Annotated in this window: 11 protein-coding genes; 5 read left to right on the top strand and 6 right to left on the bottom strand. The window is 56.7% G+C overall.

Translation table 11 applies throughout. The features are described from left to right. Positions 1-31: 31 nt before the first annotated feature. From GVO84_RS21240 to GVO84_RS21230, 3 genes are all read right to left on the bottom strand, one after another. Positions 32-1,096 (bottom strand): class I SAM-dependent methyltransferase, encoded by a 1,065-nt coding sequence (locus GVO84_RS21240; protein WP_159515068.1) that lies wholly within the window; start codon positions 1,094-1,096, stop codon positions 32-34. Between the two features lie 69 nt (positions 1,097-1,165). Further along, entirely contained in the window at positions 1,166-1,555 is a 390-nt protein-coding gene (locus GVO84_RS21235) for a hypothetical protein (RefSeq protein WP_121426138.1), read from the bottom strand. Between the two features lie 335 nt (positions 1,556-1,890). After that, positions 1,891-2,940, bottom strand: a complete 1,050-nt coding sequence (locus GVO84_RS21230; protein ID WP_159515067.1) for an AI-2E family transporter — start codon at positions 2,938-2,940, stop codon at positions 1,891-1,893. A gap of 145 nt (positions 2,941-3,085) precedes the next feature. Here GVO84_RS21230 and GVO84_RS21225 point away from each other — a divergent pair, with 145 nt between their 5' ends. After that, on the top strand, positions 3,086-4,303 hold the full coding sequence (locus GVO84_RS21225) for an MFS transporter (protein ID WP_159515066.1): 1,218 nt from the start codon (positions 3,086-3,088) through the stop codon (positions 4,301-4,303). A 4-nt stretch (positions 4,304-4,307) separates the two neighbouring features. Here the strand turns inward: GVO84_RS21225 and GVO84_RS21220 are convergent, their stop codons facing one another. Both GVO84_RS21220 and GVO84_RS21215 read right to left on the bottom strand, forming a co-directional pair. After that, positions 4,308-4,865, bottom strand: coding sequence for a DcrB family lipoprotein (locus GVO84_RS21220; RefSeq protein ID WP_023309515.1), 558 nt, complete (start codon positions 4,863-4,865; stop codon positions 4,308-4,310). A 72-nt stretch (positions 4,866-4,937) separates the two neighbouring features. After that, positions 4,938-5,603, bottom strand: coding sequence for a 7-cyano-7-deazaguanine/7-aminomethyl-7-deazaguanine transporter (locus tag GVO84_RS21215; RefSeq protein WP_032648297.1), 666 nt, complete (start codon positions 5,601-5,603; stop codon positions 4,938-4,940). Between the two features lie 167 nt (positions 5,604-5,770). Here GVO84_RS21215 and tusA point away from each other — a divergent pair, with 167 nt between their 5' ends. Next, the gene (gene tusA / locus GVO84_RS21210) at positions 5,771-6,013 is read left to right on the top strand and encodes a sulfurtransferase TusA (protein WP_008503071.1); all 243 of its coding nucleotides are present in this window, start codon (positions 5,771-5,773) and stop codon (positions 6,011-6,013) included. Positions 6,014-6,212: 199 nt separating this feature from the next. On the opposite strand, the gene yhgN is transcribed toward tusA, so the two are convergent. Next, positions 6,213-6,806 (bottom strand): NAAT family transporter YhgN, encoded by a 594-nt coding sequence (gene yhgN / locus GVO84_RS21205; RefSeq protein WP_003861574.1) that lies wholly within the window; start codon positions 6,804-6,806, stop codon positions 6,213-6,215. 177 nt (positions 6,807-6,983) lie between these two features. Between yhgN and asd the strand changes: the two genes are divergently transcribed. From asd to glgX, 3 genes are all read left to right on the top strand, one after another. After that, on the top strand, positions 6,984-8,087 hold the full coding sequence (gene asd, locus GVO84_RS21200) for an aspartate-semialdehyde dehydrogenase (RefSeq protein ID WP_033146834.1): 1,104 nt from the start codon (positions 6,984-6,986) through the stop codon (positions 8,085-8,087). A gap of 249 nt (positions 8,088-8,336) precedes the next feature. Then, entirely contained in the window at positions 8,337-10,523 is a 2,187-nt protein-coding gene (gene glgB, locus GVO84_RS21195; RefSeq protein ID WP_159515065.1) for a 1,4-alpha-glucan branching enzyme, read from the top strand. Then, positions 10,520-12,493 carry a glycogen debranching protein GlgX gene (gene glgX / locus GVO84_RS21190; RefSeq protein WP_032662237.1) on the top strand — a complete coding sequence of 658 codons (1,974 nt, stop codon included), beginning with the start codon at positions 10,520-10,522 and terminating at the stop codon, positions 12,491-12,493. Before glgB ends, glgX begins: the two co-directional genes overlap by 4 nt. The last annotated feature ends 5 nt before the right edge of the window (positions 12,494-12,498 follow it).

The following is a 12,498-nucleotide window of genomic DNA, read 5'->3' as shown; positions in this document are numbered from 1 at the left end:
CAGGCTGGGCCACCCGGGCAGCTAAGCTGCTCTATTGTTCACGTTTGGTGCATATCAGCAGGGTATGACCGACCCCAAGGTTGTCCAGCCGCTGTTCAACGCTGAAACCTGCGCTCTCCAGATAGCGATAAAACTTCTCTACGCTGTAAAACCGGCTATTACCATTCGCCATACAGGTGAAATAGAGCGAGGTGGCATTCAGGCTGAAAGAGGCCGCTTCAAATTTCTGGGCATCCCAGAAAAGCTCCATGATGCACAAACGTGCGCCTGGCTTCATGACCTGTGCGACGCGCGTCAGCATGGCGACAATCTGATCCGGAGAGAAACAATCCAGGAACTGGCTCATCCACCAGACGTCGGCGTCACCCGGCAATGCTGCTGGGCTAAGCATATCGACAGCATGGAATGCAATACGATGAGAAAAACCTGCTTTTGCGATGTTTTCCTGCGCCAGCGCTATCTGCTGCGGCAGATCGAGGATCGTCACGGCAACATTTTCGTCATAGCGGCAGCAGCGTAACGACCATTTACCCGTATTTCCGCCCACATCGTACAATTTTGTCGGCGAGCTTGCGAATATATATGGCAACGCAGCGTCAAAAGCAGCGTCAGAATAGTAATGATCGAAGGCGAACCAGCTCTCTTTCGCCGGAGCCGGTAATTGGGATAAGGCCGGGTAGATGGTTGGCCAGTTGCCAAACACGGCTAATCCGGCTGGCTTTTCTTCCTGCAGGGCGTCCGCCAGGTGAAATAGCCCCTGGTAACAAACGTCCTGAGTGAAATCCATATTTACGCGGGTCATTTCGTCGTGCAGTAAAAAATGGCCCACTTTCGCCAGAAAATAACGTCCATTCTGTTGGGTAACGATTCGACCGCTTAATCCCATATCCAGCAGTACGCTGACGCCATAGCCGCCGAGCGTGCTGTGTTCGGTTATTTCCTCGAGGCTGGCACCCTGTTTACCTTGTTTATCGAGCCAGGCGAGAACGCCTGAGTTACGCAGACAAAGCGCAGTCTGGAATAACATCGGGGCAAAGGCGATGCGCTGCGCTTCGGTAATGGCATCCAGTGCGCTAAGTGTGTCCTTTTCGTACATTACTGCGTAACCTTTTAGGGCAATAAAGAGAGGTTATCGGGCCATACGCGGCCCGACTTTAGAAAAATATTACAGCGCGGCGCCAGCGGAGAGGTTCAGCTGAATATCGTGGTCGAGGTTATTCACCCAGCGGTTATAATTTTTGTGAATTTTACCGTCTGCCGCTTTCAGGTTAAGGCTGTTTTCATAGTTGATTGAATAGCTTGTTGCCGTGTACGGAATACTCACCTGGACCGAGTGATCGCGTGACTGCAGACGTCCCTTAATCACTCCTGGACCTGCTTCCGTCATGATCCAGTCACGCTTTTGGCCTGCTTTCAAAATTGCCGTTTTTACCTGATCGGCAGTATGACCCGCGCTGACAATAGAGTGAACCTGAGCGATTGGGGCGGTACGCGCACAGCCTGCCAGTGCGCCAACGAATACGGCAGCAGCACACCATTTAACGATCTTTTTCATCAACAACTCCATATCAATAATAACAATTAAAGGTAGTGTTTTTTACAAATAATATTCACCCGGCTTTAGTTAGCGCCAGATGTCTTTTTAATCAATATTAATGTTTGCATTACGTTGAGGCGAAGACGGGCATAATACCATGGAAAATAAATAACAATTTCATTTTTTATAATTTGTGTTAAATCATGAATTGCGTATCAACATAATGCGTGCGGCGTAAATAAAGACAGGGCGAATATCGCCTTAACGCAAATAAAAATACCGCGACGGATTAAGGTCGCGGTAATTTACGGCGTATTACTGACGGTTTAAACCTACCTGTACAGGTAGGTCGGTTACCCGGGTAGCCGGCTTTTCGGCCTCCCCGGCCCGAGCAGGATCGCCAGCTTGCTGCCGCCTTTGGTGGTTTCCATCCAGATTTTACATACGCTGGTCAGGGGGACCGACAGCAACATGCCGACCGGGCCCAGCAGCCATCCCCACACCAGTAAGGATAAAAACACTACCAGCGTCGACATGCCCAGCCGGTGCCCCATCATGCGCGGCTCAAGAATATTGCCCAGCACCATATGCACGATGAGGAACAGCGCGCCGACCAGCATACATTCGTAGAAGCCGTTAAACAGAAACGCCTGAATCATCGGCGGCACGGCGGAAAGCACCGCGCCAATATTGGGCACGTAGTTCAGCAGAAAGGCCAGCACGCCCCACATCAGCGCGAACTGCACGTCCATCAGCATCAGCCCCAGCCAGACTATGACCCCGGTCCAGACGCTCAGGAGCGTTTTCAGCGCCAGGTATTTGGAGACACCCTTCAGTGCGCGGTGTAATCCCGCAATGTGAATTTGTGGATTGTTCAGTGCAAAGCGCAGCTTATAGGGGACGTGGCGGACTTCGAACAGCATGAACACCACCGTCATGACCAGCAGCAGAATGCTGGCCATCGCGCCGGAAAGCCCCGTCATCAAGGTGGTGGCGTAGGTCATGACCTTCTCTGAGTCCATCCTGCGCAGCATCCGTTCGGGTGAGATATGCAGATTAAGAAAGGGCACCATCTCCTGCAGCGCGACAATCTTACGCGTCAGCTCTTTGTTGTACTGCGGCAGCATGGTGGAGAATTCGCTCAGCGATGCCGCCAGCACGCCGAAGAGCGCCGTCAGGGCAATCAGCATCACGATGACGACGATGGTGATGGCTACCGGACGGCTGACGCCCCGGCGTAAAAACCAGGTGACCAGAGGATTAAGCACAATGGCAAAAAAGAGCGCCAGCAGGAGCTGAACAATAATGTCGGCGGCAGCATGGATACCCGCAAGGATAACCACCAGACAGGCGAGTTTTAATAAGATGTGGAGTCCTGCTTTGTCGGACGGGTTAGCGATCATGCGTGTTCCTTAATATGATGACCCGGTAAGTGTAGTGCCCGGGCTCCGCTTCGTCTGGGGCCGTTAATCTGAAAGTCGGGGCTGATTTTCTTATTGCGCCGTGGTAATAGTGAAACACTGTTGTAAAAAACCCAGGTAGAACCCCATGCCCGAACCTGCCGCTGAACCGGCACTGAGCGGACTGCGCCTCAATCTGCGCATCGTTTCCGTTGTGATTTTCAACTTTGCCAGCTATCTGACCATTGGGCTGCCGCTGGCGGTCCTGCCGGGCTATGTCCATGACGTGATGGGCTTCAGCGCTTTCTGGGCGGGGCTGGTGATTAGCCTGCAATATTTCGCCACGCTCCTCAGCCGCCCGCATGCCGGGCGCTACGCGGACACGTTCGGTCCAAAAAGCATCGTGGTGGTGGGACTGTGCGGCTGTTTCCTCAGTGGCCTGAGCTATCTGATGGCTGCCGCAACCAGCCACTGGCCGCTGGTCAGCCTGGCGCTGCTCTGCCTGGGCCGCGTCATTCTGGGCATCGGGCAAAGTCTGGCGGGAACCGGCTCGACGCTGTGGGGCGTGGGTGTGGTAGGCGCGCCGCACATTGGCCGGGTGATCTCCTGGAACGGGATTGTCACCTACGGTGCGATGGCGCTCGGTGCGCCGCTCGGCGTGGCCTGCTATGCGCTGGGCGGGCTGCATGGGCTGGCCATCACCATTATGGCGGTCGCGCTGCTGGCGATCCTCTTTGCGCTGCCGCGCCCGAAAGTGAAGGCCAGCAAAGGCAAGCCGCTGCCGTTTCGGGCGGTGCTGGGGCGCGTCTGGCCGTACGGCATGGCCCTGGCGCTGGCGACCACCGGCTTCGGCGTGATAGCGACCTTCATTACTCTGTTCTACGACGCCAAAGGTTGGGACGGCGCGGCCTTTGCGTTAACCCTGTTCAGCTGTGCGTTTGTTGGCGCCCGCCTGCTTTTCCCTAACGGCATCAACCGTCTGGGCGGGCTGAACGTGGCGATGATCTGCTTTGCGATAGAGATTGTCGGGTTGCTGCTGACCGGAATAGCGATGGTGCCCTGGGTCGCGAAAGTGGGCGTGTTCCTCGCGGGGGCAGGCTTTTCCCTGGTCTTCCCGGCGCTGGGCGTGGTGGCGGTAAAAGCCGTGCCGCAGCAGAATCAGGGGGCGGCGCTGGCGACCTATACGGTGTTTATGGATATGTCTTTAGGCGTTACCGGCCCGCTGGCGGGGCTGGTGATGGCCTGGGCAGGGGTTCCGGTGATCTATCTTGCCGCGGCGGGCCTGGTGGTGATTGCGCTGCTGCTGACGTGGCGGCTAAAAAAATGGCCCCCGGTGCAGGCACCGGAGGCCACGTCATCGTCGTGACGCGTTACTGGATCACGATGGTGTTAATGATGTTTTCAGCAGCCGTCTGCGCTTTCTGCTGATCTTCCGCTGGCAGGGTGATCTGCAGGGTCAGCAGTTTGTTATCGACCTTGCCCAGCACCACAGAAGAGTAGGCGGTCTGGCCTTTTGCAGAGATGATGCTGTCGAGCTGTTGCAGCGTGTGGCCTTTCAGCTCGATGGATTTATTGGTCACGACCTGCAGCTGCGGATCGCGGCCGCGCTGCTGATCTTCCAGACGTTTGGACAGAACGGCCAGATCTTCGCTGGTGTCGTCGCCCACAATCACAATGACCGCTTTCTGCCCGGTTGCGTCGGAGTACACGTGCATGTTGTTCGCCTGGGTGCCCAGCTTGCCGCTCTGGTCAGTCATATCGGCTGGCAGAGAGAAACTAAGTTTGCCATCCATCAGATTCACCGGCTGGCCGGTCGCGTTGCTCTCTGCGGATGCGCCCTGAGCAGGCGTTTTCGTGTCGCTGTTATCACAGGCTGCAAGACCCACAACCAGCAGGCCAATCCCGACATATTTAACCAGATTGCGCATTGACTTCTTCCTTTCGATAAACGGCCATAACGGCTCATTCGCTCATCTTATCACAACTGATAAAGCGAACCCTTAACCAGCCTGCAATGCCGTGATTTCAGATTTATCTGCCAGCCTTTTCAGCAGCATATTGAGCAGCACGCCGTACATTGGCAGGAAGAAGACAATGCTGATGAGGACCTTGAAGCAGTAGTCCACCAGCGCGATTTCCATCCAGTGTTCAGCCATGAACGCATCCGGGCTGCGCCAGAAGGCGATGAAGAAGAAGGCCAGCGTATCGCTCACGTTCCCGAACAGCGTGGAGGCGGTTGGCGCCATCCACCAGCGATGATTCTGACGCAGGCGGTTAAACACATGCACGTCGAGGATCTGCCCCAGCGCGTAGGCCATAAAGCTTGCCGCTGCGATACGGGCAACAAACAGGTTGAAGTGGGTTAACGCCTCAAAGCCCTGCCAGCTTCCCATATAAAACAGAGAGGAAATCACGTACGAGATGAACAGCGCCGGGAGCATGACCGAAAAAATAATGCGGCGAGCCAGCGGTGCGCCAAAGATACGCACGGTCAAATCGGTCGCGAGGAAAATAAACGGGAAGCTGAACGCGCCCCAGGTGGTATGAAAACCAAAGATGGAGATCGGGAGCTGTACCAGATAGTTGCTGGAGGTGATCACCAGCAAATGGAAAAGCGAAAGCCAGAACAACGCTTTTACGCGCTGTGATTCAGAAAACGACGTCATATTGTGACCTTTTTATACGTTGGGGTGAGGGAACCCAATAAAAACCGCAGCATGATACTGCTTTGGCAGGACATTGCAATGGTTAGTTTTTACGCAATCGTTAACCTGGTTTGCATTGATCGCAACCGGGCGTAAACTACAGCCGTTTTTACCAGACCGAGAAGACCATGACCGACCTGTTTTCCAGCCCAGACCACACTCTTGATGCCCAGGGCCTTCGCTGCCCGGAGCCGGTAATGATGGTACGCAAAACCGTGCGCAACATGCAGACCGGTGAAACGCTGCTGATTATTGCCGATGACCCGGCCACGACCCGCGATATTCCCGGCTTTTGTACCTTTATGGAACATGAGCTGGTGGCACAGCAGACCGAGGCGCTGCCGTACCGGTATTTGATTCGTAAGGGTTAGATGGGCTGTCCTCTGCGGCCTGACGCCCTCACCCCGACCCTCTCCCACGGGGAGAGGGAGAAAGTCAGCCTTTCACCAAAATAAGGCCCCAGTGCGTTAGTTGTAGGCCGGGTAAGGCGAAGCCGCCACCCGGCAAAAATCCGTCCTCTGCGGCCTGACGCCCTCACCCCGGCCCTCTCCCACAGGGAGAGGGAGAAAGTCATCCTTTCATCCACGCCCTGATCCCGTCCAGGAACATCTGCGTCGCCATCATTACCAGAATCAGCCCCATCAGGCGTTCCAGCGCGTTTACACCTTTCTCACCCAGCAGGCGCAGGAACAGGGACGACTGCAGCAGGATAATAAACGTCCCGCCCCAGGCGATCAGCAGGGCAATCACCAGATGGCTCATCTGGTTCGGATACTGATGCGACAGCAGCATCAGCGTGGCCAGAATGGTTGGCCCGGCGACGAGGGGAATCGCCAGCGGCACAATAAACGGCTCTTCACCCGCAGGCAGGCCGCTGCTGCTGCCTTCCGCGCTCGGGAAAATCATCTTAATGGCAATCAGGAACAGAATAATCCCGCCGGAAATCGAAACGGTTTCGGCGCGCAGGTTCAGGAACGCGAGAATTTTTTCACCCGCAAACAGGAAGATAAACATCACCAGCAGGGCGATGAGCAGCTCGCGGATCATGATCGCCCGGCGGCGCTTCGGCTCGGTGTGCTTCAGCACCGACATGAAGATCGGCAGGTTACCCAGTGGATCCATTATCAGAATCAATAAAACCGCTGCGGAAATGATTTCACTCATGTAAATTATCCCTGAAATTCTCTATGGTTATTATGATAATTAGCTGTATTTCTGATTGCCGGGCAATCATCGATTAATTTCGCTTGCGACTTTGGCAGCATTTTGTAATGTGAAGCATATCCCAGTTCAATACTGGCTTGCACAAACAGCACACACCCTCAGCAGGAAAAAAATGCTATGAAAAACGTTGGTTTTATCGGCTGGCGCGGTATGGTCGGCTCTGTACTCATGCAACGCATGGTTGAAGAGCGCGATTTCGACGCTATCCGCCCGGTCTTCTTCTCCACTTCCCAGCTCGGCCAGGCTGCTCCGTCCTTTGGTGGTACCACAGGCACGTTGCAGGATGCTTACGATCTGGAAGCGCTGAAGGCACTCGACATTATTGTGACGTGCCAGGGCGGCGATTATACCAACGAAATCTATCCAAAGCTGCGTGAAAGCGGCTGGCAGGGCTACTGGATTGACGCGGCCTCTTCGCTGCGTATGAAAGACGATGCCATCATCATTCTTGACCCGGTTAACCAGGGCGTCATCACCGACGGCCTGAACAACGGTGTGAAAACCTTTGTTGGCGGCAACTGCACCGTCAGCCTGATGCTGATGTCCCTCGGCGGCCTGTTCGCGCAGGATCTGGTGGAGTGGGTCTCCGTGGCGACCTACCAGGCCGCGTCCGGCGGCGGCGCGCGTCACATGCGCGAGCTGCTGACCCAGATGGGCCAGCTGCACCAGAGCGTTGCGACCGAGCTGGCAAACCCGGCGTCTGCGATTCTGGATATCGAGCGTAAGGTCACCCAGCTGACCCGCAGCGGCGAACTGCCGGTAGACAACTTCGGCGTACCGCTGGCCGGTGGCCTGATCCCGTGGATCGACAAACAGCTGGATAACGGCCAGACCCGCGAAGAGTGGAAGGGCCAGGCTGAGACCAACAAAATCCTCGCGACCGCGAACACCATTCCGGTTGACGGCCTGTGCGTGCGTATCGGCGCGCTGCGCTGCCACAGCCAGGCCTTCACCATTAAACTGAAAAAAGATGTGTCTATTCCGACCGTGGAAGAGCTGCTGGCCGCGCACAACCCGTGGGCGAAAGTGGTGCCAAACGATCGCGATATCACCATGCGCGAACTGACGCCGGCTGCCGTTACCGGCACGCTGACCACGCCGGTTGGCCGTCTGCGCAAGCTGAACATGGGGCCGGAGTATCTCTCCGCGTTCACCGTTGGCGACCAGCTCCTGTGGGGCGCCGCCGAGCCGCTGCGCCGCATGCTGCGCCAGCTGGCGTAATAATTTGTTAAATACCGGGGGTGATTTTCACCCCTTTTTTTTGCGTACTACATGGAGTAACACGCGTATGTCTTATTTTTTATCAGGAGTCATCTAGAGCGTTGGCTATGCTTTAAGGAAGAGTCATTTCTTACCTGAGGTTCGAACGGAGCAGAATGGATGCACATTTTTGTGCTGTCCCGTTCAGGTCACATTAAAAGTCGTCCCGGAGCGCTTAAAAAGGACGACATAAAAAACAGGATGAATACCATGTCCGATCGTGTGGATAGAGACGTGATTAATGCGCTTATTGCGGGTCATTTTGCTGACCCCTTTTCTGTGCTTGGGATGCATCAAACTGAGAATGGCCTTGAAGTTCGGGCACTGTTACCGGATGCCACAGAAGTCTGGGTGATTGAACCCAAAACCGGCCGCAAGGTGGGTAATCTTGAATGCCTCGATTCCCGTGGCTTCTTCTCGGGCGTAATGCCCCGTCGTAAAAACCCTTTTCGCTATCAGCTCGCCGTTCTCTGGCACGGTCAGCAAAACCTGATTGACGATCCTTACAGCTTTGGCCCTCTGCTTAAAGAGATGGATGCCTGGCTGCTCTCCGAAGGAACGCACCTTCGCCCTTATGAAACGCTGGGTGCCCATGCCGATACCATGGACGGCATTACCGGCACGCGGTTCTCCGTGTGGGCGCCTAACGCCCAGCGCGTCTCCGTTGTCGGCCAGTTCAACTACTGGGACGGCCGCCGCCACCCGATGCGCCTGCGACGGGAAACCGGCATCTGGGAGCTGTTTATCCCCGGCGCGCACCCCGGGCAGCTTTATAAATTCGAGATGATCGACGCCAACGGCAAGCTGCGCATTAAAGCCGACCCGTATGCCTTCGAAGCGCAGATGCGCCCGGATACCGCGTCGCTGATTTGCGGCCTGCCTGAGAAGGTCGTCCAGACGGAGGAGCGTAAACAGGCCAACCGCTTTGATGCACCCATCTCCGTCTATGAGGTACATCTTGGCTCCTGGCGTCGCCACACCGATAACAACTTCTGGCTGAGCTACCGTGAGCTTGCCGACCAGCTGGTGCCGTATGCCAAATGGATGGGCTTTACCCACCTTGAGCTGCTGCCGGTCAACGAGCATCCGTTCGACGGCAGCTGGGGCTATCAGCCCACCGGGCTGTATGCGCCAACGCGCCGCTTCGGCACGCGCGATGACTTCCGCTATTTCATTGACGCCGCGCACGCCGCCGGGCTGAACGTCATCCTCGACTGGGTGCCGGGCCATTTCCCGTCGGATGACTTTGCGCTGGCAGAGTTTGACGGCACGAAGCTGTACGAGCACAGCGACCCGCGCGAAGGCTATCACCAGGACTGGAATACGCTGATCTACAACTACGGTCGCCGTGAAGTCGCAAACTACCTGGTCGGGAATGCCCTGTACTGGATCGAGCGGTTTGGTATTGATGCCCTGCGCGTCGATGCGGTGGCGTCGATGATCTACCGGGACTACAGCCGCAAAGAGGGCGAGTGGATCCCAAACGAGTTTGGCGGCCGTGAAAACCTGGAAGCGATTGAATTCCTGCGCAATACCAACCGCATTATCGGCGAGCAGGTGGACGGTGCCGTGACCATGGCGGAAGAGTCGACCGACTTTGCGGGCGTCTCCCGTCCGCCGTCATTAGGCGGCCTGGGGTTCTGGTATAAGTGGAACCTGGGCTGGATGCACGACACGCTCGACTACATGAAGCTGGATCCGGTCCACCGTAAGTACCATCACGACAAGCTGACGTTCGGGATGCTCTACAACTACACCGAAAACTTCATGCTGCCGCTGTCGCACGATGAAGTGGTGCACGGCAAAAAATCCATTCTCGACCGCATGCCGGGCGACGCGTGGCAGAAGTTTGCCAACCTGCGCGCCTACTACGGCTGGATGTTTGCCTTCCCGGGCAAGAAACTGCTGTTTATGGGCAATGAGTTCGCTCAGGGTCGCGAGTGGAACCACGACGCCAGCCTCGACTGGCATCTGCTCGAAGGCGGTGACAACTGGCACCACGGGGTGCAGCGCCTGGTGCGCGACCTGAACCTGACCTACCGCCACCACAAAGCGCTGCACGAGCTCGACTTCGATCCGTACGGCTTTGAGTGGCTGGTGGTGGACGACCACGAGCGCTCGGTGTTTGTCTTTGTGCGTCGTGACAAAGCGGGTAACGAGATCGTCGTCGCCAGCAACTTCACGCCGGTGCCGCGCGAACACTACCGCTTCGGCATTAACCAGCCGGGCAAATGGCGCGAGATCCTGAATACCGACTCAATGCACTACCACGGCAGTAACGCCGGTAACGGCGGGCTGGTACAGAGCGACGCCATCGAAAGCCACGGACGACCCAACTCCCTGAGCCTGACGCTGCCGCCGCTTGGCACCATCTGGCTGATGCGGGAGGGCGAATGACGCAGCTTACGGCAGGTAAACCCGAACCGCTCGGCGCGCGTTTTGACGGAAAGGGGGTCAATTTCACCCTCTTTTCCGCTCACGCTGAGCGGGTAGAACTGTGCGTGTTTGATGGGGAAGGTAACGAGCACCGTTACGATTTACCTGAGCGCACGGGGGATACCTGGCACGGCTACCTGGCCGGAGGACGGCCAGGCATGCACTACGGCTTTCGTGTACACGGTCCGTGGGATCCGGCGCAGGGCCACTGGTTTAACCCGGCGAAGCTGTTGATCGACCCGTGCGCGCACCGCGTGGACGGTGAATTTAAAGATGACCCGCTCTTCCACGTGGGCTACGGCGAGCCCGACCACCGCGACAGCGCGCCCGTCGCGCCAAAAAGCGTGGTGGTGAACGATCTTTATGACTGGGAAGACGATGCCCCGCCGCAGACGCCGTGGGGCAATACCGTCATTTATGAAGCCCACGTCAAAGGGCTGACCTACCTGCACCCGTCAATCCCCAAAGAGATGCGCGGCACCTATAAGGCGCTCGGGCATCCCACCATGATCGCCTACCTGAAACACCTCGGCATCACCGCGCTGGAACTGCTGCCCGTCGCCCATTTTGCCAGCGAGCCGCGCCTGCAGCGGCTGGGGCTAAGCAACTACTGGGGCTACAACCCGCTGGCGATGTTCGCGCTTGAGCCACGCTATGCCGCCCATCCGGAAAAGGCGCGGGACGAGTTTCGCGATGCGGTGAAGGCGCTTCATACGGCGGGCATTGAGGTCATTCTGGACGTCGTGCTGAACCACAGTGCCGAAAGCGATCTCGACGGTCCGACGCTCTCCATGCGCGGAATTGATAACCGTAGCTATTATTGGATCAGGCAGGATGGCGATTATGAGAACTGGACCGGCTGCGGTAACACGCTCAACCTCAGCCATCCGGCGGTCACGCATTTTGCTTATGAATGCCTGAAATACTGGGTAGAAACGTTCCACGTCGACGGTTTTCGTTTTGACCTGGCGCCCGTGATGGGCCGCACGCCGGCGTTCAGCCAGCAGGCGCCGCTGTTTGAGGCGATAAAAAACTGTCCGGTGCTCTCGCAGGTGAAGCTCATTGCCGAGCCGTGGGACATCGGGGAAGGCGGTTATCAGGTCGGGAATTTCCCGCCGCTGTTTGCCGAGTGGAACGATCACTACCGCGATGCCGCGCGCCGCTTCTGGCTGGAACGGAATTTGTCGCTGGGGGAGTTCGCCGGACGCTTTGCCGCTTCAAGCGATCTCTTTAAGCGCGACGGCAAACGCCCGTCGGCTACCGTCAATCTGTTGACGGCGCACGACGGTTTTACGCTCAGGGACTGCGTTTGTTTCAATCAGAAACACAATGAGGCAAACGGCGAAGAGAATCGCGATGGCACTAACAATAACCATAGCTTTAATCATGGTATAGAAGGGTTAGGCGGAAGCCTTGACGTTATCGAGCGGCGACGCGCCAGCGTACATGCGCTGCTGACAACGCTTTTATTGTCGCAGGGCACGCCGATGCTGCTGGCAGGCGATGAGCACGGCCACAGCCAGCACGGTAACAACAATGCGTATTGCCAGGACAACACGTTAACCTGGCTCGACTGGGGTGAAGCCAACAGCGGGCTGATTCATTTTACCGCTGCGCTGATCCATCTTCGCCAGCAGATCCCCGCGCTGACCGCCGACCGCTGGTGGGAAGAGGGTGACGGCAACGTTCGCTGGTTGAATCAAGACGCGCAACCGTTAAGCGCGCAAGAGTGGCAACACGGCGTACCACGCCTGCAAATCCTGCTCTCGGATAAATGGCTGGTCACGCTGAACGCGACGGATGACGTCGCAGAGATTGTTTTACCTGAAGGGGAATGGCGAGCTGTTCCCCCCTTTGCCGGAGCGGATAATCCGGTAGTAATGGCTGTCTGGCACGGGCCTGCGCACGGAGTGTGCGTATTCCAAAGATGATAAAA

The sequence above is a fragment of the Enterobacter sp. SM3 genome (assembly GCF_009811935.2).
GTDB lineage: Bacteria > Pseudomonadota > Gammaproteobacteria > Enterobacterales > Enterobacteriaceae > Enterobacter > Enterobacter asburiae_D.
This window is presented reverse-complemented; position numbering and strand designations above follow the sequence as displayed.

Bases quoted from the DNA above. Each gene is read 5' to 3' on its own strand.
- GVO84_RS21225 (WP_159515066.1), top strand. From the start codon at position 3,086: ATGCCCGAACCTGCCGCTGAACCGGCACTGAGCGGACTGCGCCTCAAT.
- GVO84_RS21215 (WP_032648297.1), bottom strand. From the start codon at position 5,603: ATGACGTCGTTTTCTGAATCACAGCGCGTAAAAGCGTTGTTCTGGCTT.
- glgX (WP_032662237.1), top strand. From the start codon at position 10,520: ATGACGCAGCTTACGGCAGGTAAACCCGAACCGCTCGGCGCGCGTTTT.
- glgB (WP_159515065.1), top strand. From the start codon at position 8,337: ATGTCCGATCGTGTGGATAGAGACGTGATTAATGCGCTTATTGCGGGT.
- GVO84_RS21235 (WP_121426138.1), bottom strand. From the start codon at position 1,555: ATGAAAAAGATCGTTAAATGGTGTGCTGCTGCCGTATTCGTTGGCGCA.
- tusA (WP_008503071.1), top strand. From the start codon at position 5,771: ATGACCGACCTGTTTTCCAGCCCAGACCACACTCTTGATGCCCAGGGC.
- GVO84_RS21230 (WP_159515067.1), bottom strand. From the start codon at position 2,940: ATGATCGCTAACCCGTCCGACAAAGCAGGACTCCACATCTTATTAAAA.
- yhgN (WP_003861574.1), bottom strand. From the start codon at position 6,806: ATGAGTGAAATCATTTCCGCAGCGGTTTTATTGATTCTGATAATGGAT.
- asd (WP_033146834.1), top strand. From the start codon at position 6,984: ATGAAAAACGTTGGTTTTATCGGCTGGCGCGGTATGGTCGGCTCTGTA.
- GVO84_RS21240 (WP_159515068.1), bottom strand. From the start codon at position 1,096: ATGTACGAAAAGGACACACTTAGCGCACTGGATGCCATTACCGAAGCG.
- GVO84_RS21220 (WP_023309515.1), bottom strand. From the start codon at position 4,865: ATGCGCAATCTGGTTAAATATGTCGGGATTGGCCTGCTGGTTGTGGGT.